Origin of the sequence: Labrenzia sp. THAF191a, from assembly GCF_009363335.1 — a bacterium.
Taxonomy (GTDB): Bacteria; Pseudomonadota; Alphaproteobacteria; order Rhizobiales; family Stappiaceae; genus Roseibium; species Roseibium algicola.
In genome coordinates, this window is record NZ_CP045333.1 from 5,611,543 (window position 1) to 5,637,303 (window position 25,761).

The 25,761-nt window shown below is 58.9% G+C and carries 26 protein-coding genes; 8 read left to right on the top strand and 18 right to left on the bottom strand.

Translation table 11 applies throughout. The features are described from left to right. Window positions 1–228: 228 nt before the first annotated feature. From FIV05_RS25765 to FIV05_RS25790, 6 genes are all read right to left on the bottom strand, one after another. Window positions 229–1,080: a metal ABC transporter permease gene (locus FIV05_RS25765; protein ID WP_152511477.1), complete on the bottom strand. Its 852-nt coding sequence runs from the start codon at window positions 1,078–1,080 to the stop codon at window positions 229–231. Beyond that, window positions 1,080–1,991, bottom strand: coding sequence for a metal ABC transporter permease (locus tag FIV05_RS25770; RefSeq protein ID WP_152511478.1), 912 nt, complete (start codon window positions 1,989–1,991; stop codon window positions 1,080–1,082). The genes FIV05_RS25765 and FIV05_RS25770 overlap by 1 nt, the downstream gene beginning before the upstream one ends. Then, window positions 1,991–2,890 (bottom strand): manganese/iron ABC transporter ATP-binding protein, encoded by a 900-nt coding sequence (locus FIV05_RS25775; RefSeq protein WP_062489545.1) that lies wholly within the window; start codon window positions 2,888–2,890, stop codon window positions 1,991–1,993. The genes FIV05_RS25770 and FIV05_RS25775 overlap by 1 nt, the downstream gene beginning before the upstream one ends. Window positions 2,891–2,978: 88 nt before the next feature. Further along, on the bottom strand, window positions 2,979–3,887 hold the full coding sequence (locus tag FIV05_RS25780; RefSeq protein ID WP_209009789.1) for a metal ABC transporter substrate-binding protein: 909 nt from the start codon (window positions 3,885–3,887) through the stop codon (window positions 2,979–2,981). Between the two features lie 303 nt (window positions 3,888–4,190). After that, the gene (locus tag FIV05_RS25785) at window positions 4,191–4,379 is read right to left on the bottom strand and encodes a DUF2783 domain-containing protein (protein ID WP_152511480.1); all 189 of its coding nucleotides are present in this window, start codon (window positions 4,377–4,379) and stop codon (window positions 4,191–4,193) included. After that, window positions 4,379–5,995 carry an FAD-dependent oxidoreductase gene (locus tag FIV05_RS25790; RefSeq protein ID WP_152511481.1) on the bottom strand — a complete coding sequence of 539 codons (1,617 nt, stop codon included), beginning with the start codon at window positions 5,993–5,995 and terminating at the stop codon, window positions 4,379–4,381. Before FIV05_RS25790 ends, FIV05_RS25785 begins: the two co-directional genes overlap by 1 nt. A 125-nt stretch (window positions 5,996–6,120) precedes the next feature. Here FIV05_RS25790 and FIV05_RS25795 point away from each other — a divergent pair, with 125 nt between their 5' ends. After that, complete coding sequence (locus FIV05_RS25795) at window positions 6,121–6,351, top strand: hypothetical protein (RefSeq protein WP_023000078.1); 231 nt, start codon at window positions 6,121–6,123, stop codon at window positions 6,349–6,351. Here the strand turns inward: FIV05_RS25795 and FIV05_RS25800 are convergent. The 5 genes from FIV05_RS25800 to hmgA all read right to left on the bottom strand — a co-directional run bounded on the left by FIV05_RS25800 (window position 6,348) and on the right by hmgA (window position 11,156). Further along, window positions 6,348–6,881 (bottom strand): DinB family protein, encoded by a 534-nt coding sequence (locus tag FIV05_RS25800; protein ID WP_152511482.1) that lies wholly within the window; start codon window positions 6,879–6,881, stop codon window positions 6,348–6,350. The genes FIV05_RS25795 and FIV05_RS25800 overlap by 4 nt on opposite strands. A gap of 3 nt (window positions 6,882–6,884) precedes the next feature. After that, entirely contained in the window at window positions 6,885–7,844 is a 960-nt protein-coding gene (locus tag FIV05_RS25805) for an MBL fold metallo-hydrolase (RefSeq protein WP_152511483.1), read from the bottom strand. Continuing rightward, window positions 7,841–8,431 carry a carboxymuconolactone decarboxylase family protein gene (locus FIV05_RS25810; protein ID WP_152511484.1) on the bottom strand — a complete coding sequence of 197 codons (591 nt, stop codon included), beginning with the start codon at window positions 8,429–8,431 and terminating at the stop codon, window positions 7,841–7,843. Before FIV05_RS25810 ends, FIV05_RS25805 begins: the two co-directional genes overlap by 4 nt. Window positions 8,432–8,588: 157 nt before the next feature. Beyond that, window positions 8,589–9,602, bottom strand: coding sequence for a fumarylacetoacetate hydrolase family protein (locus FIV05_RS25815; RefSeq protein WP_077290443.1), 1,014 nt, complete (start codon window positions 9,600–9,602; stop codon window positions 8,589–8,591). Between the two features lie 183 nt (window positions 9,603–9,785). Next, entirely contained in the window at window positions 9,786–11,156 is a 1,371-nt protein-coding gene (hmgA, locus tag FIV05_RS25820) for a homogentisate 1,2-dioxygenase (protein ID WP_152511485.1), read from the bottom strand. A 192-nt stretch (window positions 11,157–11,348) separates the two neighbouring features. Between hmgA and FIV05_RS25825 the strand changes: the two genes are divergently transcribed. Beyond that, complete coding sequence (locus tag FIV05_RS25825; protein WP_173013946.1) at window positions 11,349–13,382, top strand: methyl-accepting chemotaxis protein; 2,034 nt, start codon at window positions 11,349–11,351, stop codon at window positions 13,380–13,382. 172 nt (window positions 13,383–13,554) lie between these two features. Continuing rightward, on the top strand, window positions 13,555–13,869 hold the full coding sequence (locus FIV05_RS25830; RefSeq protein ID WP_152511487.1) for a hypothetical protein: 315 nt from the start codon (window positions 13,555–13,557) through the stop codon (window positions 13,867–13,869). Window positions 13,870–13,981: 112 nt separating this feature from the next. On the opposite strand, the gene FIV05_RS25835 is transcribed toward FIV05_RS25830, so the two are convergent. Both FIV05_RS25835 and FIV05_RS25840 read right to left on the bottom strand, forming a co-directional pair. Further along, window positions 13,982–14,350: a nuclear transport factor 2 family protein gene (locus tag FIV05_RS25835; protein WP_152511488.1), complete on the bottom strand. Its 369-nt coding sequence runs from the start codon at window positions 14,348–14,350 to the stop codon at window positions 13,982–13,984. An 80-nt stretch (window positions 14,351–14,430) separates the two neighbouring features. Continuing rightward, window positions 14,431–15,906 (bottom strand): ATP-binding protein, encoded by a 1,476-nt coding sequence (locus tag FIV05_RS25840; protein WP_031268989.1) that lies wholly within the window; start codon window positions 15,904–15,906, stop codon window positions 14,431–14,433. A 365-nt stretch (window positions 15,907–16,271) separates the two neighbouring features. Here FIV05_RS25840 and FIV05_RS25845 point away from each other — a divergent pair, with 365 nt between their 5' ends. Continuing rightward, window positions 16,272–17,024, top strand: a complete 753-nt coding sequence (locus tag FIV05_RS25845) for a transporter substrate-binding domain-containing protein (RefSeq protein ID WP_173013947.1) — start codon at window positions 16,272–16,274, stop codon at window positions 17,022–17,024. 157 nt (window positions 17,025–17,181) lie between these two features. Continuing rightward, window positions 17,182–17,838, top strand: a complete 657-nt coding sequence (locus tag FIV05_RS25850; RefSeq protein WP_055659505.1) for a cupin domain-containing protein — start codon at window positions 17,182–17,184, stop codon at window positions 17,836–17,838. On the opposite strand, the gene FIV05_RS25855 is transcribed toward FIV05_RS25850, so the two are convergent. The 3 genes from FIV05_RS25855 to FIV05_RS25865 all read right to left on the bottom strand — a co-directional run bounded on the left by FIV05_RS25855 (window position 17,823) and on the right by FIV05_RS25865 (window position 20,115). Continuing rightward, the gene (locus FIV05_RS25855) at window positions 17,823–18,362 is read right to left on the bottom strand and encodes a DUF2867 domain-containing protein (protein ID WP_209009791.1); all 540 of its coding nucleotides are present in this window, start codon (window positions 18,360–18,362) and stop codon (window positions 17,823–17,825) included. The genes FIV05_RS25850 and FIV05_RS25855 overlap by 16 nt on opposite strands. 150 nt (window positions 18,363–18,512) lie before the next feature. Next, a complete protein-coding gene (locus tag FIV05_RS25860) occupies window positions 18,513–19,097 on the bottom strand; it encodes a nitroreductase family protein (RefSeq protein ID WP_023000065.1) in 585 nt (194 codons plus the stop codon). A 97-nt stretch (window positions 19,098–19,194) separates the two neighbouring features. Beyond that, the gene (locus tag FIV05_RS25865; protein WP_152511491.1) at window positions 19,195–20,115 is read right to left on the bottom strand and encodes a DMT family transporter; all 921 of its coding nucleotides are present in this window, start codon (window positions 20,113–20,115) and stop codon (window positions 19,195–19,197) included. Window positions 20,116–20,193: 78 nt separating this feature from the next. Between FIV05_RS25865 and FIV05_RS25870 the strand changes: the two genes are divergently transcribed. After that, on the top strand, window positions 20,194–21,168 hold the full coding sequence (locus FIV05_RS25870) for a LysR family transcriptional regulator (protein WP_173013948.1): 975 nt from the start codon (window positions 20,194–20,196) through the stop codon (window positions 21,166–21,168). Window positions 21,169–21,250: 82 nt separating this feature from the next. After that, window positions 21,251–22,627, top strand: a complete 1,377-nt coding sequence (locus tag FIV05_RS25875) for a DHA2 family efflux MFS transporter permease subunit (RefSeq protein WP_152511493.1) — start codon at window positions 21,251–21,253, stop codon at window positions 22,625–22,627. 35 nt (window positions 22,628–22,662) lie between these two features. On the opposite strand, the gene FIV05_RS25880 is transcribed toward FIV05_RS25875, so the two are convergent. Next, a complete protein-coding gene (locus tag FIV05_RS25880; protein WP_152511494.1) occupies window positions 22,663–23,223 on the bottom strand; it encodes a carboxymuconolactone decarboxylase family protein in 561 nt (186 codons plus the stop codon). Between the two features lie 215 nt (window positions 23,224–23,438). On the opposite strand from FIV05_RS25880, the gene FIV05_RS25885 reads away from it, so the two are divergent. Next, the gene (locus tag FIV05_RS25885) at window positions 23,439–24,047 is read left to right on the top strand and encodes a TetR/AcrR family transcriptional regulator (RefSeq protein ID WP_152511495.1); all 609 of its coding nucleotides are present in this window, start codon (window positions 23,439–23,441) and stop codon (window positions 24,045–24,047) included. 16 nt (window positions 24,048–24,063) lie between these two features. Here the strand turns inward: FIV05_RS25885 and FIV05_RS25890 are convergent, their stop codons facing one another. Then, window positions 24,064–25,575 carry a malonyl-CoA synthase gene (locus tag FIV05_RS25890; protein ID WP_152511496.1) on the bottom strand — a complete coding sequence of 504 codons (1,512 nt, stop codon included), beginning with the start codon at window positions 25,573–25,575 and terminating at the stop codon, window positions 24,064–24,066. Window positions 25,576–25,761: the final 186 nt, after the last annotated feature.

The window sequence follows — 25,761 nt, forward strand, 5'->3', positions numbered from 1 at the left end:
TATGCCAACAATCGATAAGGTGTACCAATTTGTAAGCGAAACGACACACTTTCACGCCAATGAGTTGTTCCATCTTTGCAAATTCTACCTATGATATAGAAACTGGCCACCGGAACCGCCGTGAGAGCGTCTTCTGGCCGGGATTTCTATCCAGATAGCGTAGTGATTGCCCGAAACCAGTGCCGAGCGTCCGGCACCGGTTCTCTTTCGGTATGGCCAGATCTGTCCCTATGCGGCGTCGTCAACGCGGCGCAGGGAAGCTTGCCGGGTCAGGATCTGACGGCGGGCAAACGCGGCGATGAAAACCGCTGTCAAAATGAGGACAATGGTGGGGGCTGGCGCGCTGTCCAGAAAGAAGCTGGCATAGGTGCCTGCGACCATTGAAACCATGCAGACCAGCACCGACACGTAAAGCATCGTCTTGAAGGTGCGGACCAACAGGAATGCGATTGCCCCCGGTGCAATGAGCAAGGCAACCGCCAGGATAAGGCCCGCCGCAGAAAGCGTGGCCACGATCGTCAGCGACAGTGCCGCCAGAAGGCCGTAGTGCAACAGTTTTACCGGCAAACCGGAGGCCTGAGCCTGGGCGGGATCGAAACTGTGCAACAGAAGGTCTTTCCACTTCAGCACAAGCGCGCCGCCGACAACAAGAGCGATGATGCCAGCTGTTACAAGCTCGTGCTGCTCCACGCCCAGCATGTTGCCGAACAGGATGTGGTCCAGATGAGCGTTTGTCCGGATCGAGACGTAAAGCACGATGCCGACGCCGAACATGCCGGAAAACACGACCCCCATCACGGTATCCTGCTTCACCCGGCTGTTGCCTGACAGGTAACCCGTCAGCACGGCACAGACCATGCCGGCGGCAAAAGCGCCGACGATCAATGGTATGCCAAAGATGTAAGCCAGTACGATGCCGGGTAAAACCGCGTGGCTGACAGCATCCCCCATCAGGGCCCAACCCTTGATCACCAGGAAGCTCGACAAGAGAGCCGTCGGGATGGACACGATCACGCAGATCAGAAACGCATTCTGCATGAAGGGGAACTTGAACGGCAGAAGCAGTGTCTCGAGGTCCATCAGGCCTGATCTCCCGCTTCTGGTTTCGCAACGTCCGCAGCGTATCCCCGGCGCAGGGCTTCCGCCGACTTGCGTCTGGCGGCCAGAAGGCCGTGCTTTGGCGCCAGAATGAAAGTCAACAGGAAGATCAGGGTCTGCAAGGTGACGATGATACCGCCCGTGGCCCCGTCCAGAAAGTAGCTGATATAGGCCCCGGCAAAGCTGGTGAGCGTGCCAATTGCGATGGAGGTCAGGATCAGGCGCGGGAAGCGGTCGCACAAGAGGTAGGCCGTCGCACCGGGCGTGACCACCATTGCAATAACGAGAAAGGCCCCGACCGTCTGCATGGCCGCAACCACGGAGGCGGACAGAAGCACAAAGAAGATTGCCTTGAGGAGACCGGGCCTCAGACCGATTGTGCGGGCATGGCTTTCGTCGAAGAAAGTGACCATCAGATCCTTCCACTTGAGCGTCAGGATCGCCAACGACACAAAGCCGATGATGGCCAGTTGCAGGGTATCTTCCGGCGTGATGGCCAGAATATTGCCCATGGTGATCGTCTGGACCGAGACCGACATGGGGCTGATGGAAACGATGAAGAGACCAAGGCCGAAGAAGGACGTGAAGATGAGGCCGATGATGACGTCGACCTTGAGGCCCGACCGTTCGGACAGGAACAGCATGGCCCCGGCTGCAAGTCCGCCTGCCAGAAACGCTCCGAGAGAAAACGGCAGGCCCAGGATATAGGCACCGGCCACACCCGGCACGACCGAATGAGACAGGGCATCGCCGATCAGCGACCAACCCTTCAACATCAGGTAGGACGACAGAAAAGCGCAAACCCCGCCAACGAGTGCGGAAACCCACATGGCGTTGGTCATGTAGCCGTATTGAAAGGGTTCGAGAAGATAGGCGAAACTGAAAGGCTCCATCAGTCGCGCGCCTCTCTCGTCTGCACTTCGTCGCCATATTGAACGAACGGGCGCTCGTCGTCGGTCAGGATCGTCACCGTACGCTGATCGCCATCGGTGTGCAGGGTCTGGTCGGAAATGGTGAAATGGCGCAGCACCCCGCCAAAGGCCTTCTCCAGGTTCTGACGGGTGAAGGTTGTCGCGGTTGGCCCGTAGTCGAGCACCGTTCCCTTGACCAGCACCGTCCTGTCGCAGAATTCGGGAACGGAACCGAGGTTATGGGTGGAGACAAGCATCACCCTGCCCTCGGCCTGCAACTCTCGCAGCAACGCCACGATCTGCTCTTCTGTTTTCACGTCGACGCCGGTGAAAGGTTCGTCCAGAAGGATTACCTGACCATCCTGGGCAAGAGCGCGGGCGAGAAAGACGCGCTTGCGCTGACCGCCGGAAAGCTCACCAATCTGCCGATGCCGAAAATCCTGCATGTTCACGCGGGTCAGTGCCTGGTCGACCGCGGCATGGTCCGCAGGCTTTGGCCGTCGCAAAAACCCCATGTGGCCATACCGGCCCATCATCACCACGTCCTCCACCAGAACGGGGAATGACCAGTCGACTTCCTCCGATTGGGGAACGTAGGCAACGAGGTTCTTCTTGAGCGCTTCCCGGACGGTCATATCCAGGATCCGGATGCGCCCCTTGGCTGTGGGCACGAACCCCATGATGGCCTTGAACAGCGTCGACTTGCCCGCGCCATTGACGCCGACAAGAGCCGTGACGGTTCCGCGCGGGATCGAGAAACTGGCATTCCAGAGTGCCGTATGTCCGTTCCGGTAGGTAACCGTAACGTCTTCGGCGGCAATTCCGCCATCGTCCCTGACGTTGGGCATATCCATAACCGGGTCCTTGATGACATTCAGCATGTAGGCTTTCCAGTACAATCCGAAGTTACTGTGACACAATCAAGGGCAGCATCGGGTCATGCTGCCCGGCAGTCTTTATTACGGGCCATCACTGTGAATTGGATTTCAGCCCCTCGACCACCGTGCTCGAGGTGACCTTCAGCAAATCCAGGTAGGTGGGCACCTTGCCGTCCGCCTCGCTCAGGGAGTCGACATAGAGGTCGCCGCCATATCTCGCGCCGGTTTCCCGAGCCACCTGCTTGGCAGGCGAAGTGTTGACCGTGCTCTCGCAGAAGACGACCGGGATGTCGTGCTCTCGCACCCCGTCAATCACCGATCGGACCTGCTGCGGCGTGCCGACCTGATCGGCGTTGATCGGCCAGAGGTACAGTTCCTTCATGCCGAAATCACGAGCGAGATAGCTGAACGCGCCTTCACAGGTCACCAGCCAGCGCTTGTCTTCCGGGATATTGGCAACGGCCTGGCGCAGCGGCTCTATGGTTTCGCGCAGCTTTGCCTTGTAGGCATCCGCGTTGCCGGCATAGACCGCCGCATTCTCCGGGTCGTATTGTGCAAATGCCTTGGAGATGTTGTCGATATAGATCAGCGCGTTGTCCAGGCCCATCCACGCATGCGGGTTCGGTTTTCCTTCATAAGAACCCGACGCGATCGAGATCGGTTCGATCCCGTCTGTAAGTGTTACGGAGGGGATGTCGCCTAGGTTGGACAGAAACTGCTCGAACCAACGCTCAAGGTTCATGCCGTTCCACAGGATCAGGTCCGCGTCGGATGCCCGCACGATGTCCTGCGGTGTCGGCTCATAACCGTGGATTTCGGCACCCGGCTTGGTGATCGACACCACGTCGGCGGTCTCCCCGGCAACATTCTGCGCAATGTCGGCAAGAACGGTGAATGTGGTCACCACCTTCATTTTGTCCTGTGCGGAAGCGCCGTTTACCGGTCCGGCCGCAAGTGCCGCAAGAGAGACCGTCAGAAGCAGTTTTTTCAACATCACCATATCCCGGTTCGAACATCATTTCTGCAAGTGATATTGCAACTCATTCGCAACTGTCAAGCTTGTTGCGAATGAGTTGCAATATCATTCTTGTCTTGATGTGCCTTCGCCGGGCGTACCACCTCAGGAAGAACGCGGCATCACCGGGCAAGCCCACCTTGTTCCTGCATTAAGGTTGAAGCGTGTCACGCCGATGTATCAATCGAATAAAAAACGCCCCACTGGCAGGTAAGCCGGTGGGGCGTCAGATCGGAGGTTTCTCGCACGGCTTCGAGCTGCAACAAAGCAACCGAAGAAGGTCGTGCCCTATCGCTTGGCGGCCTCGAGCAGCCTTTCAAGCACCTGCCGCTCACCGATCTGGTTTGCCATCAACAGGATCAGCCGGGCATTGAACGCATCGCTTTCGGCCTTTGTAAGGCCTTCATGGGCGGTCAACAGATCAGCATAAAACCCGTCGGGCGTTTCAAGGTTCGGTTTGGTGACAATCTCCGCCATTAGGCCTCTCCGCCTTTCCCGAGTGCAATTGCAAATGCATTTTCGACCGCAGTGCGGTCATAGCCTGTCCAGCGCGACGCCACATGCTGGTCTGGCCGGATCAGATAGACAGCCGAAGCCTCGTCACCCAGATAGCGGGCCTTGATCTCCTGACCGGCTGCGGAAGTCGCGATACTGACACCGGTAATTTCGATACCGTCGATCAGAAGCTTCTCGGGTACTTCGGCGCCGATACCAAGCAGATGGAAGCCGCTGCCAAGCCAGTCCAGCAGCCAGCCGTCTGCCAGAGGCGCATCCACAGCCGGGCTTCCCGGTCTTGTGCGCGCGGGCAGGCCTTCCACATCCGGTCCATTGAGCTTCGAACCGTCATAGACGCAAGGAACGGACAGCCTCCCGGAATTGACCAGGGGCCGGGCAAAAGCGTGATGTTCGGAAAGGTCCAGCACCGCATCACGGAAAATACGGCTGATTTCCGATTTCGGAGTAATGAAGTCGGTTGAACGCGAGCTTTGCAGGATATTCTCGTCTGCGGCCATTTCGCGCTCAAAAGCATAGCTGTCCAGAAGGCTTTCCGGAGCCTTGCCGTCAATGACCAGCTTCAGCTTCCAGCCGAGGTTGTCGGCATCCTGGAAACCGGAGTTGGCACCACGCGCACCGAAAGGCGACACCTGGTGAGCGCTGTCACCGGCAAAGATCACCCGGCCATGGCGGAACTTTTCCATGCGGCGGCACTGGAATGTGTAGATCGACACCCACTCCAGATCGAATTCGACATCCGGGCCCAGCATCTGCTTGAGCCGGGGAATGACGTTTTCCGGTTTCTTTTCTTCTTCCTTGTCGATGTCCCAGCCAAGCTGAAGATCGATGCGCCAGACCCCGTCCGGCTGCTTGTGCAGAAGCGCCGACTGGTCCTTGTTGAAAGGCGGATCGAACCAGAACCAGCGCTCGGTCGGGAAATCCGCCTTCATGATAACGTCGGCAATCAGGAAATTGTCTTCAAACACCCGGCCGACGAAATCGAGATCCAGCATCCGGCGGGACGGCGAGCCTGCCCCGTCGCAGGCAATCAGCCATTCCGCTTCCAGATTGTAGGCGCCATCGACCGTTTCAACGGTCACCAGCGTGTGGTCGTCCCGCTGGTTGAGGTTCGCGACCCGGCTGCCCCCGCGGATTTCCACCGGCTTGCCTTCCACCTGCAGAGCGCGAATGCGCTCGACCAGATGAAGTTCACAATAATATTGCTGCAGGTTGATGAAGGCCGGGCGCTTGTGCCCCTGCTCCGGAAGCAGGTTGAAATCGTAGACCTGCCGGTCACCGAAAAACACCTTGCCGACGTTCCAGACGACGCCCTTGTCGACCATCTCGTCGCCGCAACCCAGCCGGTCGAAGATTTCCAGCGAGCGCTTGGAAAAGCAGATTGCCCGTGAGCCCACGCTAACCTTGTCGTTGTCATCGAGAACGACGACCGGCACATCCGCCTGAGCCAGATCGATAGCCGTGGCGAGGCCCACCGGTCCGGCTCCAATGATGACCACCGGATGGCGAACGGGTGCCGCCGCATCCTGATCCTGGGACCGCTTGTACGGATAAAGCGGCGCTTCAAACAACTTGGTCACAGGCGTTTCTCCCAATTTCCGAGGCCTACCGGCATCGTGAACCGGTTCGCCTTTGCCTGTTTCGCGGAACCCGCAGGGGGGCTTGCGCGTTTTCGTTAGACAATCCCCCAAGAAGGAGGTGTGACATGCCAGTCCTGACACGTCAGAACATGTTGACATCCGGCCGACGCTGGACATTCCGGTTGATTGCCGGACTGATGTCCGCGGTCGCCCTTGCGCTTCTCATCGCGGCTCCCGCCACCGTCCTCGCCGACAACTGGAGCATGGTCGGCATCGCCATCGTGGTGAGCGAGATCATAGTTCTTGCAGGTGGCCTCACCTGGCTCGCCCTGCTGATCCTTGCACCGAAGCGCTAGCCGGTTTCCCAGAAACGTTGCGCCGACGGGTGGCGGTCGAACTCCAAAAAGAACTCGTCAAGTTGAGGCGGCGCAACACTGGTTCCTGCCAGCATGGCATGCACCTGCCCCCGGTGATGGATCTGGTGCTGAAAGAGGTGCAGCAACGTGTTGGCGATCGTCTCGTGAAAGACACCGCTCTTGCCCCGGTCCTGAGCGACATTGCGGTCCAGATCTCCTTCCACCATCCGGTCGCAGAATGCGATCAGAGCTCCGTCGGCACTCTCCTGGGCCCGTTTCAGCTCTGCTGCAGAGGCAAGATGCGGCGTGTCGAATACCGACAGCCCCTGCCCCTCTTCCTTCAAGGCATCCAGATAGTAACGGTCCACTTCCCAATTGTGGTTGAGCGTTTCCCGGATCGAGGGAAAGAAACCGGTTCTTTCCGCCTCGAACTCCGCCTGCGACAACCGGCAACAGGCGTCGTAAAGACGTTCGTTCGCGTAAGCGTTGTTGCGGGCCATCAGGCGGAGGTGGTCCAGGACAGTGTTCATGGGTCAGCCCTGCAGATCCGCCCACATCTTGGCGTCGCGTTCCGCCGTCCAGATGCGCGGCGTGTCGATGCCGAGGGCCTCGTCATAGGCCCGGGCAACGTTGAACGGCAGACAGTGTTCGTAGATGGCATAATCCTTGAACTTCGGATCGCATTCGGCACGGCAGGCGTCCCAGGCTTCTTTCAGTGATCCGCCACCCTGGGCGACCCGGGCCACCGGCCGATAGGTCGAGGAGACGAAATCGGCGGTGTTGGTCAGCGCCTTGCCCACCATCTCCTTGCCGACCAGCGCATCGCCGCGGCCTGGCGCGATAGCCTCCACATCGAAGGAACGGATCGCTTCCAACGTTGTCGGCCAGTCGTTGAAATGGCCGTCGCCGCAGTAGCAGGCCGAGTGGTATTCGACGATGTCGCCGGTGAACATGACGTTCGCGTCCGGCACGTGGATAACGATATCCCCGGCCGTGTGGGCGCGACCAAGGAAGCTGAGGTCTACCCGGCGCTTGCCGAGATAGACAGTCATGCGGTCGTTGAAGGTGGTGGTCGGCCAGGTCAGAGGCGGAATGTCGTTGACGTTTTCATAGCCCATGAACAGACGCGGGAAGCGCATGAATTCGGATTCTCTGTCTTCCGCGCCCCGTTCCACGACCATCGAACGGGCCTTCTGGCTCATGATCGCGGTCGGTGCCCGATAAGCGGCAGCCCCCAGCACGCGAACGGCGTGGTAATGCGTCAACACAAGGTGGCTGATCGGCTTGTCGGTGACGGACCGCACCTTCTCAATGACCTTGTTGGCGAGTTCGGGGGTCGCCTGCGCCTCAACGATCATGACGCTGTCGTCGCCGATGATGACGCCGGTGTTCGGGTCACCTTCAGCGGTAAAGGCCCAGAGATCCTTGCCGATCTCGGTGAAGGAGATCTTCTTCTCGGTCATGTCTCCGGCGGATGCGAATTGCTTGCTCATTCAGAGGCTCCGTGTTTGCCTTCGTCCCATGCGGGCATCGCCTTTTTGGCGACGGCAGCCGGATGGGCTTCCATTGTGGTTGCCATGGTGTCATTCCACCGGTTGAGGTAGCCAAAGAGCGCGATCGAAGCGACGATCTCGACAATCTCGGCGTCGTTGAAATGCGGCTTGAGCGCCGCAAAATGAGCTTCGGTCACGTCGTTCGGAACACCGGCAGCCTCGCGGGCCAGCACCAGTGCCGCTTTTTCGGCCTCCGTAAAGAGCGGCGAAGTCTCGCATTCCCATACGGCGGCAATCTTTTCGTCCGGCACATCGTAGACGTGGCTCAGATTGGCCATGTGGCCCTGGCAATAGCGGCAGCCGGTCGCCATGGATGTCATGAGTGCGACCATCATCTTCAGGTCTTCCGGCACCGTGCCTTCATAAAGGATCGCCTGGTTCAGATCCATGAACGCCTTGGCGATATTCGGCCGGCGCGCCATGGTGAGGATCGAGTTCGGCAGAAAGCCGCGAATTGCATCGTAACGCGCGAATTTTTCCTCGAACTGAGGCAGATCCGCCCGGTCAAGCGGGTCGACGTGAGGCATTGCCCTCTCCCTGAAATATTCTGGCGGCGGAAGGGCTCAACCCAACGCAGCACTCTTGTCTTTCTCCGGGATGGAAAACCACACCCCCGAGCCCCTCCCCACAAGGCGGAGAGGCTACTTGCCGAAAACGGTGTCTAGATCCCGGAAAATCCGATCACTACCCTTCGTATTTCTCCACGGTCTGCTCGATGGCGCCGAAGATCGAATGGCCTTCGGTGTCGAGCATCTCGATGCGGACAGTGTCTCCGAACTTCAGGAAAGGTGTCTTCGCTTCGCCCGTGTTGATCGTTTCGATCATGCGGATCTCGGCAACGCAGGAATAACCGACGCCACCGTCTGCCACCGGCTTGCCCGGACCACCGTCCAGCTTGTTGGAGACCGTGCCCGAACCGATGATCGTGCCGGCACTGAGCGGCCGGGTCTTTGCCGCATGGGCAATGAGCTGGCCGAAATCGAAGGTCATGTCGATGCCCGCGTTTGCGCGGCCGAACGGCTGACCGTTGAGGTCGACATGCAGCGGCAGGTGAAGCTTGCCACCCTTCCAGGCATCGCCAAGCGCATCCGGCGTGACGGCAACCGGCGAAAAGGCGGAAGACGGCTTGGACTGGAAGAAGCCGAAACCCTTGCCGAGTTCTGCCGGGATCAGGCCACGCAGGGAAACGTCGTTGACCAGAAGCACAAGAAGGATGTGATCGCGCGCGGCTTCCGCGCTGACACCCATCGGCACATCGCCGGTGACGACAGCAATTTCGCCTTCCATATCGATGCCCCAGGCCTCATCGCGCATGGAGATCGGATCACGCGGGGCGAGGAATGTGTCGGAACCGCCCTGATACATCAGCGGGTCCGTCCAGAAGCTTTCCGGCATCTTCGCACCGCGCGCCTTGCGCACCAGTTCGACGTGGTTGACGTAGGCCGAACCATCCGCCCACTGGTAGGCACGCGGCAGCGGCGAATGAGCGTCGTGTTCATGGAAACGCAGCGTCGGTACGGCTTCGTGAGACAGGCTCTCGGCCAGCAGTTCCAGCTTCGGTGCCACATGTTCCCAGTCATCGAGCGCTGCCTGCAAAGTCGGCGCGATGTGGCTTGCGTCGGTGCAGAAGGTCAGGCGGTCGTTGACCACCACCAGCTTGCCGTCGCGGCTGCCATCCTTGAGCGTTGCCAGTTTCATCGGGTTTTCAGCTCCTAATGTTCGCCAGACCGTGGTGCCCGACGATGGTTTCTCCCGGGAAGCCTCCAGCGGCTTCCTGCCTTTGTTCTTGTCCGCCTCCGGGGGGACCGCCGGAGGTTCAGGGTAACCTACTCGTGCGGATCAATCTGCCGTTTGCGGTTGGTCAAATCCTGGATGGTTTGACTATTTGTTCCACGTCCCTTCGGGCGTGCCATCGAATTTTTTGCCCAGCGAGTCCCAGCAGTCAATGTAATCGTCCTGCAGTGGAGCATCCTTGGCGGCGAATTCCGTAAGGTGCTGCGGGAAACGGGTCTCGAACATGAAGGACATTGTATTGTCGAGCTTTTCCGGCTTCAGGTCGGCATTCGAAGCGCCTTCGAAGGCATTGTTGTCCGGCCCATGCGGCAGCATCATGTTGTGCAGGCTCATGCCACCGGGAATGAAGCCCTGCGGCTTGGCATCGTACTGGCCGTAAATGTTGCCCATCAGCTCCGACATGATGTTCTTGTGATACCAGGGTGGCCGGAAGGTATCTTCCATCACCATCCAGCGCTCGCGGAACAGCACGAAGTCGATGTTGGCGGTGCCCGGAACCCCGGACGGGGCGGTAAGCACCGTGAAGATCGACGGATCGGGATGATCGAACAGGATCGACCCGATCGGGCAATAGTTCCTGAGGTCGTATTTGCAGGGCGCATAGTTGCCATGCCAGGCAACAACGTCGAGAGGCGAGTGACCGATCTTTGTTTCGTGGAACTGGCCGCACCATTTCACAGTCACTGTCGACGGGGCATCGCGATCCTCGTAGTGCGCGACAGGCGTCTTGAAGTCACGGCGGTTTGCCATGCAATTTGCCCCGATCGGCCCCCTGCCCGGCAGTTCGAATTTCTGGCCGTAGTTCTCGCAGATAAACCCGCGTGCCGGCCCCTCCACCAGCTCGACCCGGTAAACGAGGCCGCGCGGAAGGATTGCGATTTCCTTCGGCTCCAGCTCGATCACGCCGAGCTCGGTGCAAAACCTGAGGACACCTTCCTGCGGAACCACCAACAATTCGCTGTCGGCGGAGTAGAAATATTCGTCCTCCATCGACTTGGTGATCAGGTAGATGTGGCTGGCCATGCCAACCTGTGTATTGACGTCGCCTGCCGTCGTCATGGTGCGCATGCCGGTCAGCCAGTTGAGGCCTTCATCCGTATGTGGCACCGGATCCCAGCGGTACTGGCCGAGCGAAACCACGTCGTCGCAGACATTTGGAGCCGATTTCCAGTAAGGCAGGTCGATCTTCCTGAACCGGCTGGTGTGCTTGACCGACGGGCGGATGCGATAGCACCAGGTCCGCTCGTTCTGATGGCTTGGAGCGGTGAAGGCGGTGCCGGACAACTGCTCGCCATAAAGGCCATAGGCACATTTCTGCGGGCTGTTCATGCCCTGCGGCAGGGCGCCCGGCAGAGCCTCGGTTTCAAAATCGTTGCCGAAGCCCGGCATATATTCCAGATCCGCCGTGTTACGGCCGTTTCCAGCTAGATTTTGATTGCTGTCGGTTCTCTGATCCATGACGTCCTCCCGGTTCGGAGATGAATTTAGTTGCATATGTAACCATTTTGATCCCCGGGATCAAGCGGCATGTCGATGCTTTTGCGAACGGGCCGGATTTTCTGCTGCCGCAATGCAAAAAAGCCGCAGAACGTAAGCTTTGCTTTACGTGCGTCTCCTAGGGTTCCCGCAGTCTCACCGTTGGAGCTTTTCATGTCTCTTAGAAATCGAATCTTTTTCGCCTCGAGCGGCGTGTTCCTGGTTGGATTCCTGACGCTTATTCTTGCCGTCACCTTCATGACCCAGGCCACGTCGCAGAAATCGGGTGAAGATCTCATCCGCAAGACTGCCGAGGCACTTGCTCTGGATGCCGGCAAGACGCTGGCACAGGCACAGCTTGCGGCCCGCGCTGCGGCCGATGCCCTGGAAGGAATGCAGCACGCCGGCGTCAGCGATCGCAACGCCTATGCAGCCGTGATGCAGCACCAGATCAGCCAGAACAAACATTTTGTCGGCGGCGGTGCGATCCTGGAACCGGACATGGCCGGCAAGGACGCGGACAATGCAGGCGCCAACTTCTCCGACGAAAAGGGACGCTTCATTCCGTATTTCTATCACGCCGAAACAAAAGTCGCCTGGGAACCGCTCCTGTTCGGTGGCGATAGCGGCTCTGAAGAGTGGTACGACAAGCCGAAGAACCTGGGCCACGACACAGTCACCGAGCCCTATCTCTACCCGGTCAATAATGTCGACGTGCTGATGGCGACGGCCTCCTCGCCGATCATGGATGCTTCCGGACGCGGCATCGGTGGCGCCACCATCGACGTGTCGCTGGAAGGCCTGCAGAAGGCGGTGAGCGCCGGCCAGACCTATGAAAGCGGCTATGTCGGCCTTCTCAGCGAAGCCGGTGTCTGGGTGTCCCATCCGGACGCGGCCCTCCTCGGCCAGAAGGCCGATGCGGCAATGGTCGACAAGATCCAGTCGATCAAGAATGAAGCTGCCTTCACGACCGAAAACGGTACCGTGGAAGCCATCAAGGGCTTCGAACTGGACGGCACCGGCCAACACTGGTTCATCGTTGTCGCCGTTGACGAGAGCGAACTTCTGGCAAGCGCCAATTCCACCATGCAGATGAGCCTGCTGCTCGCCCTCGGCCTGCTGGTAGCCGGCACGTTCCTGATGTGGATGCTTGGTTCCACAATTGCCGGACCGGTGCAGATGCTGACAGCTCGCATGCGCAAGCTTACCGAAGGCGATGTCGATACGCCGGTGGCCTATCTCGACCGCAAGGACGAAATCGGCCAGATGGCCGGTGCGCTTGAAATCTTCGTTGAAAACGAAACCGAACGGCGTTCGCTGCAGAACGACACCGAGCAGGCGCAACACAGCCAGCTGGAGCGCCAGAAGACTGTCGAAGCCTTGATCGAAACCTTCGAGCGCGACGTCCACGCCGTTCTCGACCAGGTCAGCGGCAACAGCAAGCGCATGGAGCAGACCGCGGCGTCTCTCGATGCGATCGCGCGCGACACTTCCGCCAAGGTTTCCTCGGTTGCCGGATCTTCCGAAGTTGCACAGAGCAGCGTCCAGACCGTGGCTTCCGCCGCAGAAGAGCTGTCCGCCTCGATTTCCGAAATCGGTCGCCAGATCGGCCAGACGAAGGAAGTCGTCACGAGTGCAACCCGTGCTGCCAACGACTCCAACGACAAGGTCGGAAGCCTCGACAGCGCCGCGCAGAAGATCGGTGAAGTGGTCAGCCTCATTCAGGCGATCGCCGAACAGACCAACTTGCTGGCGCTGAATGCCACCATCGAAGCCGCTCGCGCCGGAGAAGCCGGCAAGGGCTTTGCGGTGGTTGCCGCGGAAGTGAAGGAACTGGCCACGCAAACCGCCAAGGCGACGGAAGAAATCTCCACGCAGGTCACCGGTATCCAGTCCTCGACACGCAATGCCGTCGGCTCGATCCAGGAAATCGCCAGCACCATGGAAGAGGTCAACCAGTTCACGGCAGCCATTGCCGCGGCGATCTCGCAGCAGGGTGATGCCACCAACGAGATCAGCCACAATGTCCAGCAAGCAGCCAGCTGCACCAGCGACATGAGCAACAGCGTTGGCGACGTGATGCAGGCAGCCGAGGAAACCAGCAGCTCGGCAGCCGACGTCCTGTCGGTGTCCCAGTCGGTTTCCGAACATGCCCAGGGCTTGCAGGCCACCATTGCAGACTTCCTGAGCCGCGTCCGCGCCGCTTAGGTCAGGTACATAACCTCAAGAACCGGGTTCGCGCAAACCCTTGTGCGAGCCCGTTTTTTTGTTTTGTCCGGCATATTTCCCGCTCTCGAAAATGGCTGTTTTGAGATTCCACACTTGAATGAAAATACGAGCTGACGTAAAAAGAACAAAACAGGAACACTGGAGAAGATCGATGCGGCTCGCCGACACTGCTGTTGCGCATTCCTGCGCTGTTTCCTCCGCTGCTGCGTCGACGCCAGGCACGGAACAACTGACCTCCGTCACGCGCGGCGAGGTCCGCACAATGATGCTTTACCTGCGCAAGGCGCGGGAGCGGGCTATCGCGATCCGCGACAGATCTCCCGGTGGCAGTTATCTGGAAGGCGTGCTTACCCGCACGATCGATGGCATTTCGGTGGAGCTTTCACAACTCGACTATCTGCTGGCATCGAAACCGGCGGAAGCAAACCGGCCTGAGCTGGGCCGCAGGATGCGTCCGGCGATTTGATTGTCATTGCCATGCAGACTTTCGGCCCCCAAAGGGCGGACTGCACTTGAAGAGCGTTCAGGTTTCAGTGCCTGCGTGAACAGCGCGAGATCTGGCGGGGAACCACCGCCAGTCACCCTTCCCGCTTCAGTGGCCCGAAGAAGCCGAAGACCGCGCTCAGCTTGCCGCTTTGGTCGTCAATCCAGACGACATCAAGTCCTTCCGGCAGCGCCGTTCCGTCCGCATTGACCATCTGCCACGCAAACCGTGCTGAGCCGTGGTGGCTGTCGATACTGCTGGTCCGAAGGATCTTCGCACCGACCCTTTTGGCCAGGACGCCGGAGATGTGGTCAACCAGCGCAGCGATACCGGTCACATCGGTTTCCGGGTCCGTGTATCTGATGTCTTCCGCTACGGACCTGCCAAGCAGATCCTGCCGATAGGATGGGTCACGTTCAGACCAGGCTGCACAATAGATGTCGATGGTCTCTTCCAGCGTCATGTTTGCCTCCCTTGCAGTCTTCTGCGGAAGCATGCGCGAAAGTTTGCCATCTCGCCAGTCAGTGTGCTGGAAAGGCTGCATCAGGCGGCAGCTTCGTCACCCGGTGCCGTCTGCCAGCCAAGGTCGGTCAGCGTCACGATACGATTGCCGCGCAAGTCGGTGGCGCAGACAAGAAATCCGCGTTCTTCCATATGGCTCAACAGCCAGCGCGCCCTGCCGGGAGACCGTGTGCCGTAGGCGGTGGCAATTTCAATGTTGCCAGGGCACGGCGCCTTCGCGATCGCGGCCTTTGCCAGCAACAGGTACACACCGCGCATGTCTTCCGGCAGTTCGGAGGCGATCAGTTCCGCCTGGGCCCAAGCTCCGTCGTCCATTTCGCCCTTTTCGACGCCCGCACGGGCAACGGAGAGCTTTTCTCGGAAAGTCTGCAGGTCCGGTGCGCCGCCCGCCAGTTTGGAAATGCGGCAGCGGACCTGAAAGTCCTGATAGAGCGTGGCAATCGGCTGGAACGCAGCTTCCTCGTCTTCCAGAATACCTGCAATGATTTCGGAAATTTTCTGCTCGCGTTCGCCGAAATCGAGCAGGCTCTCAGCCTGTGGCACGTCTTCAGCACTAGCTCGTTCTGCACTGCTGAGCTGGTCGAGCACGTCGCCGGTCGAAACCACAGGCTCGACGAAACGCTGGCGCACCGGCTGAACTTCGTCCGCTCCCGGTGTGAAGATCAGATCCTTGGCGTCTTCCTTGGGCTGCTCCGGCAGTGGCAGCAGTTTATGTGTTCCGCCCCGCCCCATGGTCTCCACCGGACCGATCTTGACCGGAACGGGACGGCGTGACATGGCCGGTCCGAGAGCGATGAAGTGACCCCTGTCGAGATTTCTGAAACTTTCGGCCTGGCGCCGCTCCATGCCGAGAAGATCGGCAGCACGCGCCATGTCGATATCCAGGAACGTACGGCCCATCAGGAAGTTGGACGCTTCGGCGGCGACGTTCTTGGCAAGCTTGGCGAGACGCTGGGTGGCAATGACGCCGGCCAGTCCTCGTTTGCGGCCGCGACACATCAGGTTGGTCATGGCCCCGAGGGAACGGCGTCGGGCCTCCTCGGTCACCTCGCCGGCGGCGGCAGGTGCAAACAGCTGTGCTTCATCAACGATGACCAGCATCGGATACCAGAGATCGCGGTCCGCATCGAACAGGCCGTCGAGAAAGGTTGCAGCCGCTTTCATTTGCCGGTCTGCATCAAGACCTTCCAGATTGAGGACCACCGACACCCGGTGCTGACGCACCCGTGCGGCGATCATCTGAAGATCCTTCTCGGTGCCGACCGCATCGACAACGACATGGCCGAACTTGTCTGCCAGAGACACGAAATCGCCTTCAGGATCGATAATGGCCTGCTGGACCCAGCTCGCGGACTGTTCAAGAAGCCGGCGCAGGAGATGCGACTTCCCCGAGCCGGAATTGCCCTGCACCAGAAGGCGCGTTGCCAGCAGTTCTTCCAGATCAAGACCGGCGCGTGCGCCGCCCGTCATTTCCCCGATATCGATTTGTACCGTCATGCGACCACTTTTCTTGCAGCCTCGGCAGCGCTGCGGCTTCTCCGTTTTCTGGATTTCGTGCAGTGCGGTAGTCAGCACGATTCCGTGCCACTTGCAAAGCCAGCCTGCCGGGAAAGCCGGGTTTTCCCAGAATTCCACCGAATAGCAACCTTTAAGTGACAGGCTGCCGCCAGAAGAGGCCGAAAATCCGGTTCGGGCCTGCGTTAAGCAATGTCGGCTTTGCCAGGTGCCAAGCAGGACTTCTGTGCTAAGGTTGGTGGAACGAGAGCTTTTTCAGGGAAATCGCTGTGACAGTCAATGGATTGGCAGGCTCTTCGTGCCGGCTCTTTTTTATACAACTCAAAACGCTGCTCGCCGGCGCTGTGTTGTCGATCCTTGCGCTTTCGGTACATCCCGCCAAAGCCGATATCGTCCGTATCGCCGTTGGTGAGTGGCCTCCTTATTTTTCAGAGAGTAACGAAGGTTACGGAACCTACGCCAAAGTGGTCGCAAAAGCCTTCGAACTTGAAGGCCTTACAGTGGAGTACGGCTTCTTTCCCTGGAAACGTGCCCTGCTGGAAGCCCAGTCCGGCCGCTGGCAGGCCTCCGCAGGTTGGGGCAAAACCGCTGAGCGAGAACCTTTCTTTCATTTCTGCGACGCAGTTCTGGTTGAGCGCGAGCAATTCTTCTTTTCGTCAGACCGACCTGTGAATGCGCAAAATGTGCAGGACCTCAGCGGATTGAGCCTTGGCGCACTTGACGGAGCAGCCCTGGGGGAAGACCTGGATAAACTGGTTACCGCCGATCAGATCACCGTCTATCGCCAAAGTTCCCTGGCAGACCTCTTCAAGATGCTTGATGTAGGGCGTGTCGATGTGGTCATGGGCAACGGAGAGGTGGCTGCCGACGCATTGGCTGACGCTTTTTCTCCCGAGGAAACCGCGCGTTTCAAGTCGTTGGAAAACGTCAACGTCCTTTGGGACTACCGCGTAATCGTTTCCAGGAACATCGAAAGCGGTGAGGAACTGTGCACCCGGTTCAACCAAGGTTTGAGGAAGCTTCGCGACACCGGAGAATATGACCGGCTTTTGTGGCCGGAACGCGATGGCGAGGGTCAGTCCCAGGCCAGCCCGTCCTGAGGCCCGGGCAGCCGCGAGAAATAAGCAGGCTCTGATTTGGCTGGTTCGATTGGTGCAATGCCTGAAAGGCTTCACAACGAGTTCAAATCTGTCCCCTTCCAAATGGGGATATCCTGCCCCATGTGAACATAATAAGAATCATATTGGGATGGACCGGATGAAAATTCATGCAGACCTGACGCAGCCTGCAATTGTCGACAGCGCCACGCTCGACTGGGTGCCCTCACCAATGGCAGGTGTGGAGCGAAGGATGCTGGAGCGCGATGGTGAAGAGGTCGCGCGAGCCACCAGTCTGGTCAGATACGCTCCCGGCTCTGCCTTTTCCGCCCACAAGCATGACATGGGTGAAGAATTTCTGGTTCTGGACGGTGTGTTCTCGGATGAAAGCGGCGATTTTCCCAAAGGCATGTATGTCCGCAATCCTCCGGGCTCCAGCCATGTGCCTTCGAGCGAACCTGGTGCCGTCATCCTTGTGAAATTACGCCAGATGCAGCCTGACGATGATGCCTTTGTCCGGGTGAACACGCTGGATCCCAGCGGCTGGCAGGCTGGCAGACCCGGAGAGAGCATCCTGCCGCTGTTCATCCGGCCGGAAGAGGAAGTGGTGATGCTCGACTGGGAAAGAGGCGCCAGACTGGCTCCGCAGACCTTCCCGGGCGGGGCGGAGTATTTTGTCGTTGAAGGCAGTTTCGAAGACCAGAGCGGCCGTCACGATCAAGGCACCTGGATACGCCTGCCGGCAGGAACCCGGCAGGAAATCACGACAACCCAGGGCGCCCGCGTCTGGAGAAAGACCGGTCACCTGGCGTTCTGAGTTGCCCAGTTCTGGAGGGCAGTCCCCCTGGAAAGCTGGGTTTTGACGATCATCTTGTGCAACGGCAGGATCAACGCAAGATAGGCATGACCGGCAAGGTTATGCCGTTTGCAGCAGGTCGAGACATAGATCCGCGCGGCTCCTCCCCTTTTCCGGAACACGGAGACACGGAAATCCTGGTGCCAGTCGTTCTCGCCCAGAATGATCTCATCTTCTGAAACCGAATAGATCTTGAAGAAACCGATCCGGTCTCCCTCGCCCTTGCAGATGATGTTATCGGCACCTTGTTCCTGTGCCAGGGCCTTCGTTGTCTTCATGCCGACGAGGCCTGCAAGCTTGTCGCGGAACGAGAGAAGCGCAGTCACCCAGCCGATTTCTGCCATCAGGATACGTTCGGCAAGTACGCGCATATCTGCGGTCAAAAGGTCTTCCCGTCCGCGGATCGGGATCGAAAAGGTGTCGAGATAATCGTCGGCTGCCTTATAGGTATTGAGGAGACTTTCTTCCGGCAGTTTGTCGGTCATGGCCATGCCCTGGCTTCCTCCAGCAAATTCGACTTGCCAATCCTATACCTGCCGCCACCGGAAAAACCCCTTGCAGATTGCCGCAGCAAAAAGGCAGCGGAATCAGCCCGCTGCCTTTTTGGGAAAGTGGTTGTGTGCCGACCTCGGCGTTCAGGCCCAGGCACCTGCGAAAGCGATTTCAGCCAGCGGTTTGCGGCTGCTTGGGGTTTCGCGTTCCTGCAAGGTTTCAGGCAGGTCCGCAGTGTCGCCCCGCCGGCCGATGGCAATGGCAATCTGCGGCAGGTAGCGCTCTGGCACACCGAGTTTTTCGTGGATCTCGTCTTTCAGGATCCCGGCCATGCCATGCGCATGAAAACCAAGCGCGGTTGCCTGCAGGGCCGCATGCGCCCAGGCTGAACCGGCATCGAAGGTGTGCAGGCCGTTGGCTCTGTTCGGTTTGCCGTCCTTGCCGTCCACTTCGCTGTCGGAAAACAGATAGACAAGTGCGGAGGCGTGTTGCGCCCAGTCGCGGTTGAACGGGTTGAGAAGATCGACCAGGACCTGCCAGTCGGCATCGCCCCTGCGGGCATAGACGAAACGCCAAGGCTGGATGTTGAAGGCAGACGGCGACCAGCGGGCGGCCTCCAGAATGGTTTTCAGATCCGCTTCCTCGATCGTCGACCGGTCAAAGGCACGCGGTGACCAGCGGTCGACGAACAGGTTTTCAATCGGATGATCGGGTGTACGGGCAGTCATGAGCAGTGTCTCCAGTCTATTCCGGGCATATATCCATCGGGCTGAACAGGAGATAGGTGATTTTTATCTCGATATCAAGATACTTTACTCCAAGATTTTATGTTGTCGGTGCGACTTCCCGATCCAATCGCGGTCCTGCCCCGATGGACGGCGCGATCAGGATTGCCGACAACACCAGAGCTGCGGACAGCAACTCGCTCAAGCCAATCGCTTCGCCGAAGACCAGCCAACCGACCAGAAACATGGTCGGCAGCTCGAAACTTCCTGCAGCCGCGGTGCGAACAGGCCCAACCTTCTGACAGGCGATCGTATAGAGGATTTGTGGAACAAGAGCCGTTCCAAGGCCCATGGCGACGATGAGGCCCCACTGGCCGGTGCTTGCCGGCAGAACTGAGCCCTGCCCTTCATTGATTGCGAGGGGCAACAAACCAATGACGGACCCGGAAAGTCCGCAAGCCGTCCGTTCCAGCGAATTCAATTCGCCTGCCAGCCCGCTGAGGACAACAATCAGAAAGCCGAACGCGATGGGAGCAGGAATGGCCCATAAAAGCGCCTGCAGTGCTTCGGGAGATAGCGACGACGGATCAAGCAGCAGCCCGGCTGCCAGGATAACCAGACCTGCCGAGGCAAATGATCTCCAGGTCAACGCTTGCCTGAGCAGACCCCAGGCAAAGAGGGCCGCGAAAACCGGATAGGACATGTAAACGACCCCGGCAGCGGCAACGGGTGCCACGCGGATCGCCTCCAGATGGCCGATCAGGCTGAGCCCCAGCACCAGACCTGCCCCCGCCATCAACAGGGCGCCGCCTCGTTTGCGCTTTTCAAACGGCAGAAAGGGAAGCAGGAACAGGACGGAAAAGCCGTAACGATATAGCGCGATTGTGGCCGGGCCAGCGCCCAGGCCCTGAAGCTCCCGCACGAAGATCGGCACGAGGCCGAAACAGGCTGCGGAGGCTGCAATGACGAGTGTAGCCCCAGTCGTCCCAAGGCTGATGTGAGGAAAGGTGATGTTGCTCATGTCTTGTCGATACCGCGCAACGATGAGCAAACAAAATTCCTAGTTTTCATTCAGATCATGAAATGCTTTCATAGAAATATGATCCCTCGACTGGCCCTCCATCACCTGACCCTTCTTTCCGCGCTTGGCGAAACCGGCAGCATGACCGCGTCCGCCACCCGTCTCGGCGTGACCCAGTCTGCAGCTTCACACAGGCTGCGGGAAGCAGAGCGCCGCCTGGGGGTGGTTCTGGCACGCCGCGCCGAGAACCGGATTGAACTGACGCCGGAGGGCGAGCGTCTGCGGCATCTGGGCGAGACCTTTCTGGGCGAGTTGTTTCGTCTGGAGCAGGATCTTGAAGCCTCTGCAAGGGACGCCAGGATCCTCGTTCGCCTCGGCCAGGCAACCTACAGCCGCTATCACTGGTTTCCCGCGTTTCTGGAGTATCTGGACACGGCCGACCCGAAACTGTCGGTCGATCTGTCATCGCGTGCGACGGCGCATCCCCTGGCCTCGCTCCTCGACGGTTCCGTGGACGTTTCGCTGGTCTTCGGCCGCGAACCGGCACTTGCCTCGCTGTGCGCAGTGAAGCTGGGCACGGACCCGATTGTCGCGGTGCTGGCGCACAATCACCCGCTTGCCGCAGAGCCCGTCGTCAACAGCGAAAACATGGGCGATGAGCGTTTCTTCGTTTATCCGCTGACAGCAGAACCCGGTTTTGACTGGACAACCCTCCTTGGTGCCCCCACCCAGCCGTTCCGGCGGCTGACCCCGATGCCGACACCGGAAGCCGTGATCGATCTGGTGCGCGCCAAGTTCGGCGTTGCCATCTTCAGCAAGTGGGCTATCGAGCCGGAGCTGGCTGACGGAACACTGGTTTCCCGTCCGATTGCCGAAGGCGGTGTTTCGCTGGACTGGTGGTGTGTGCGCCGCGCCTCGGACCCGCAGGACAGTCCGGCGGCACGCCTATCGTCTGCCTTGACCGCCTGGAGCCACCAGTCCGACAGGGCCTTGTCGACGCTTGCTTTCGGCGGAACGGGTCAAACTGCCGGGTCGGACTTGAAAAAAACCTAGGCGCAAAGCAGTAACCTTCGTAAGCTTTTCAAGGGGAGAAGGGGAAAAGCCGGTAATTTCCGGCGAACGGGGGAGACAGGCAGTGGCTTCACTCTCCGAAAAGGATCGCAAACGCGGGCTTGTTCTGGCCATGGGTACGCTTGGCGGCCTGGTGATGCTGGACGAGACAATCCTTGGCGTTTCACTTCCGGCAATCCGGTCCGAAATGGGGCTTTCGCCGACGCTTACCCACTGGATCATCAACGCCTACATGCTGACGTTCACCTGCTTCGCCGCTATCGGCGGCAAGGCGATCGACCTTTTCGGGTTACGCCCTGCCCTAATTGTCAGCGCCAGTGTGTTTGCGCTCGCCAGTCTTCTGGCCGGTTTTTCAAACGGGCCTGAACTGCTGATCGGCATGCGCATCGTCCAGGGCCTTTGCGCAGCAGTGATGTTCCCGATGACGCTCGCAGCCGCGACCCTCACCTTCGACAAGGCAGAACGGGGCCGTGCAATCGGCATTCTGGCGGGGATGGCAACGATATTCCTGGCCGCGGGACCGCTGCTGGGCGGTGTTCTGACTGATTTTCTTTCCTGGCGCTGGGTATTTTGGGTCAACATCCCCATTGTCGCCGTTGGTACTGTGCTTGCCTGCCTGTTCTGGCAACCGCCACAGCAAACGCCTGCCCGCCCGCTTATAGACCGGATAGGTCTGTTCCTGTTGCTTGTTGGCATGACGGGGATCATTTTCGGCCTGATGGAAGGTCCCGACTTTGGCTGGATGACGCCACTCATCCTGTGCAGCTTGCTGGCTGGAATTGCCGGGATCGTGTTTTTCGTAGCCTATGAAGCCAGGCAACGGATGCCGCTGATCGATGTGCATCTGTTTCGACTGAAGGCGTTTCACGCCAGTGTTCTCGTGATCCTGCTGACACAGATGAACAAGATCGTCGTTGCGATCTTCGTACCCCATTTCCTGCAGCTCGACATGAAATTCTCGGCGCTGGCGGCAGGTCTCGCAACGGTCGTCGCCGTTTTTCCGTTTCCCTTCCTGTCGGCTCCCGCCGGCAAGTTGGGAGACAGGCACGGTTCGCGCAAGCCGGTTCTGGTAGCCCTCGCGGTTCTGGCTCTGGCCAACATTGCTATCGGCACTCTCACCCTTGCGGAAAACTATTTGGCGCTAGCCCCGGCTCTTCTGGTCTGGGGAATTGCCCTTCCCTTTGCGATGATCCCGACCGGGCGGATCACCGCCAACGCGGTCCCTTCGGAAAAGCAGGGAGAGGTCAGTGGCCTGGTCATCACGGCGCGTCTGGTTGGAGGAACACTCGGTGTCACAATGGGCAGCGTGCTGCTGGCCATGGAGGCAGGGTTTGGTTCCATCTTCTGGGTGATGGGTGTTCTGATCGCCCTGTGTTGCGCCTATGGCTTCAGGTCATTCGCCAATGATGCACCAGCTTACCGTTCAGCACCCGGGAGCTGAGTGCTCCCGGGTGCCGGATCAAATGACCTGGCAGGTCACGCCATTTCCGGTTCCTTCTTCCAGGCAAATTGCTTGACCGGTTCATCCAGCTCAGTGTGAGCCAGCGCGTTGGTGAAGTTCGACAAGGTCTTGGCGGTGATGCCGACAAGAACTTCAAGTGCCTGCCGTTTGGAATAACCCGCAGCAAGAAATGCCTTCAACGCATCGTCACCGATATGTCCACGCTGCTCGACGAGGGATCGCGTATAGACGCGAAGCGCTTCCAGTTTCGGGTCGTTCAGGCGCCCTCCAACGCGCAAGGCGGCAATCGCGTCATCCGGCACCTTCACCATCTTCATCAGCATGGTATGGCCTGCCATGCAGTAATGACATTCGTTGAGGTAGTTCACTGTCATCATCACGACCTGCTGCTCGGTTGGCGACAGATCCGTGGCTTGAGTGAAAAGCCGGAACGTTTCCAGATAGGCTTCATAGACGGAAGGGGCTTCGGCCATCACCTGGTGCAGTTTCGGATAGAAGCCGTAATCCTTCTTCGACCTCTCGAGCAGGTCCAGAGATCCTTGCGGTGCAGTTTCAGGGGTGTGGTACTCAAACATGCCTTATGCTCCTTCAAAGCTTGGGCTGAGGAAAAGAAAAGAGGTGGTCTTCAGGGGTGCCAACGCGACTGAAGGGAACCGCACCATGCGTCCCGTCAGTTCGTGACAACGCTTGAACTTGCTACGTTTTGATCATCTGTGTATAAAACTGGAACAAGTGTTTTGTCCACACATGAACAAAACCATCCGCGTAACATGTTCGTGAGACGAGAGCGATGGCACGACCGTCCAAATTCGACAGGGAAGACGCGCTCGATGTGGTGATGAACCAGATCTGGCAGACAGGCTATCGCAACAATTCCGTCAAATCGCTCGCGGAGGTTCTCGGGATAACCCGATCGAGCTTCTACAACGCCTTCGGTTCCCAGGAGCTGTTGTTCAAAGAAGTGCTTGCCCGCTACACCCGGATCTCGCCGGACAGGGTTCTGGCTCACGACAATTCCAACAAGCTGGTGCGTGGCGTAATCACTGAATTCTTTCAGGACATATGCCGCCTGCGGGCCCGCGACCCGGAATGGCGCGGCTGCATGGCTGTCAACGCAATTAGCGAACTCTGCAGCAGCCATCCCGAACTGGGGCCGGTGTTGGCAGAAGTCATCTTCGGAAGCCTGGAACGGTTGGAAAGACTGCTCAAGCTGGGTGTTGAAACCGGCGAACTACCGAAGGACTATGACATTCGCAGCAATGCACTTGCGGTTCAGACGCTGATGATCGGCATCAACACGCTGAGCAAGGTCGTCCATTCAGAGAAATCCTTGTGGCTTGCATGCGAAGCGACGCTGAAAGGTCTCGACCTTCTCGAAAAAAGCGGGACAGGCGAATGAGTGCAAGATGGCGTGATCAGCCGAAATCGCCGCTGAACCGTTCGCGCAGCACGTTTTTCTGGATCTTGCCCATGGTGTTGCGCGGCAAGGCTTCCAGGACGTGGACCTTCTTGGGCTGCTTGAACTTCGCCAGACGATCGTTCAAGGAGGCCTGAACGGCGTCCTGGCCCAGTTCGGCTCCCGGTTTCGGCGCCAGCACGGCGACCACCGCTTCTCCAAAATCGGGATGCGGCACGCCGATGACCGCGCTTTCGGCGACGCCCGGCAGTTCGTCCAGCAGCGCTTCAACCTCGGCCGGATAAACGTTGAAACCACCGCTGATGATCAGATCCTTGGACCTGCCGACGATGGAAACATAACCGTCTTCATCGATACGCCCCATGTCACCGGTGATGAAATAGCCGTCCGCCCGAAATTCCTGCGCCGTCTTTTCCGGCATTCGCCAGTATCCCAGAAAAACGTTGGGCCCCTTGATCTCGATGATGCCGACCTCTCCGTCAGGCAGCTCCCGCCCGGTTCTGGCATCAACGACACGGAACCCCACACCGGGCAAAGGAAATCCAACCGTTCCCGGCCGACGTGCACCATCATAGGGATTGGAAGTGTTCATGTTGGTTTCGGTCATGCCGTAACGCTCCAGGATTGCGTGTCCGGTGCGCTCTCGAAACTCCTTGTGCACCTCTGCCGAGAGCGGGGCTGACCCTGAAATGAACAGGCGCATATGGGCTGCCACATCCCGCGTGAACCGGTCCGATGCCAGCAGGCGCGTATAGAATGTCGGAACGCCCATCATGGCTGTTGCTTTCGGCAGAACGGCAAGAACCTGATCCAGGTCGAACTTCGACAGGAACAGCATGGAACCGCCTGCCATCATCAGACAGTTGGTGGCGACGAACAGCCCGTGGGTGTGGAAAATCGGCAGGGCGTGCAACAGCACATCGTCTTCGGTGAACTGCCAGTATTTCACCATGGTCTGCGAATTCGACGTCAGGTTTCCATGCGTGAGCATCGCTCCCTTGGAACGTCCCGTAGTACCGGACGTATAGAGGATGGCCGCCAGATCGTCGTCTTCACGCGGACGGTTGTCGTAGTCCGTCGGCATCTGGTCTGCGAGTAGACTGAGGCTGCCCTCCCCGTTCTGATCGAGCGTGTGCAATCGCGCGCCGGCCTTTTGCGCCGTTCCGGCCAGCACGTCGGCCCTGGCCGGGTCGCAGACAAAAACAGCCGGTTCCGCATCACCGACGAAATAACCGATTTCGGCAGGGGTATAGGCAGTGTTCAGAGGCAGAAACACGCCACCGGCACGGATCGTGCCGAGATAGAGCATCAGGGCATCAGGCGTCTTTTCCACCTGCACAGCAACGCGGTCTCCCGCCTTGACACCCAGCTTCTGGAGAGCTCCGGCATATTGCGCAGACCGCGCGAACATGTCCGCATAGGTAATCTGCCCGCCGTCAAGTGTTTCGAGAAAGACCTTGGACCGATCCGGTATGAAGGCAGTCAGGGCGTCAAAGAGATGGTTCATCATCGCAGCGTTCCGAAATGGCGGGCAATCAGGAAGGATGTATTTGATACCAGTGGTGCCCAATTTTAAAGCAAGTCTGCGAATTTTGGGCAAGTCCGGGGAAATGCGACCTGCCACCATCAAGCTTTCATAAAACTTTCACGCCATGCTTTAGGGTGTGAGCCCATAAGTTATGCTGAAATGGTTTGA

What these genes read in the sequence shown, in the direction of transcription:
- FIV05_RS25855 (WP_209009791.1), bottom strand. Translation starts at nt 18,362, where the DNA reads ATGACCGACAAACTGCCGGAAGAAAGTCTCCTCAATACCTATAAGGCA.
- FIV05_RS25840 (WP_031268989.1), bottom strand. Translation starts at nt 15,906, where the DNA reads ATGACGGTACAAATCGATATCGGGGAAATGACGGGCGGCGCACGCGCC.
- FIV05_RS25870 (WP_173013948.1), top strand. Translation starts at nt 20,194, where the DNA reads ATGATCCCTCGACTGGCCCTCCATCACCTGACCCTTCTTTCCGCGCTT.
- FIV05_RS25805 (WP_152511483.1), bottom strand. Translation starts at nt 7,844, where the DNA reads ATGAGCAAGCAATTCGCATCCGCCGGAGACATGACCGAGAAGAAGATC.
- FIV05_RS25885 (WP_152511495.1), top strand. Translation starts at nt 23,439, where the DNA reads ATGGCACGACCGTCCAAATTCGACAGGGAAGACGCGCTCGATGTGGTG.
- FIV05_RS25780 (WP_209009789.1), bottom strand. Translation starts at nt 3,887, where the DNA reads ATGGTGATGTTGAAAAAACTGCTTCTGACGGTCTCTCTTGCGGCACTT.
- FIV05_RS25830 (WP_152511487.1), top strand. Translation starts at nt 13,555, where the DNA reads ATGCGGCTCGCCGACACTGCTGTTGCGCATTCCTGCGCTGTTTCCTCC.
- FIV05_RS25800 (WP_152511482.1), bottom strand. Translation starts at nt 6,881, where the DNA reads ATGAACACTGTCCTGGACCACCTCCGCCTGATGGCCCGCAACAACGCT.
- hmgA (WP_152511485.1), bottom strand. Translation starts at nt 11,156, where the DNA reads ATGGATCAGAGAACCGACAGCAATCAAAATCTAGCTGGAAACGGCCGT.
- FIV05_RS25850 (WP_055659505.1), top strand. Translation starts at nt 17,182, where the DNA reads ATGAAAATTCATGCAGACCTGACGCAGCCTGCAATTGTCGACAGCGCC.
- FIV05_RS25785 (WP_152511480.1), bottom strand. Translation starts at nt 4,379, where the DNA reads ATGGCGGAGATTGTCACCAAACCGAACCTTGAAACGCCCGACGGGTTT.
- FIV05_RS25890 (WP_152511496.1), bottom strand. Translation starts at nt 25,575, where the DNA reads ATGATGAACCATCTCTTTGACGCCCTGACTGCCTTCATACCGGATCGG.
- FIV05_RS25825 (WP_173013946.1), top strand. Translation starts at nt 11,349, where the DNA reads ATGTCTCTTAGAAATCGAATCTTTTTCGCCTCGAGCGGCGTGTTCCTG.
- FIV05_RS25815 (WP_077290443.1), bottom strand. Translation starts at nt 9,602, where the DNA reads ATGAAACTGGCAACGCTCAAGGATGGCAGCCGCGACGGCAAGCTGGTG.
- FIV05_RS25860 (WP_023000065.1), bottom strand. Translation starts at nt 19,097, where the DNA reads ATGACTGCCCGTACACCCGATCATCCGATTGAAAACCTGTTCGTCGAC.
- FIV05_RS25775 (WP_062489545.1), bottom strand. Translation starts at nt 2,890, where the DNA reads ATGCTGAATGTCATCAAGGACCCGGTTATGGATATGCCCAACGTCAGG.
- FIV05_RS25810 (WP_152511484.1), bottom strand. Translation starts at nt 8,431, where the DNA reads ATGCCTCACGTCGACCCGCTTGACCGGGCGGATCTGCCTCAGTTCGAG.
- FIV05_RS25770 (WP_152511478.1), bottom strand. Translation starts at nt 1,991, where the DNA reads ATGGAGCCTTTCAGTTTCGCCTATCTTCTCGAACCCTTTCAATACGGC.
- FIV05_RS25765 (WP_152511477.1), bottom strand. Translation starts at nt 1,080, where the DNA reads ATGGACCTCGAGACACTGCTTCTGCCGTTCAAGTTCCCCTTCATGCAG.
- FIV05_RS25865 (WP_152511491.1), bottom strand. Translation starts at nt 20,115, where the DNA reads ATGAGCAACATCACCTTTCCTCACATCAGCCTTGGGACGACTGGGGCT.
- FIV05_RS25880 (WP_152511494.1), bottom strand. Translation starts at nt 23,223, where the DNA reads ATGTTTGAGTACCACACCCCTGAAACTGCACCGCAAGGATCTCTGGAC.
- FIV05_RS25795 (WP_023000078.1), top strand. Translation starts at nt 6,121, where the DNA reads ATGCCAGTCCTGACACGTCAGAACATGTTGACATCCGGCCGACGCTGG.
- FIV05_RS25835 (WP_152511488.1), bottom strand. Translation starts at nt 14,350, where the DNA reads ATGACGCTGGAAGAGACCATCGACATCTATTGTGCAGCCTGGTCTGAA.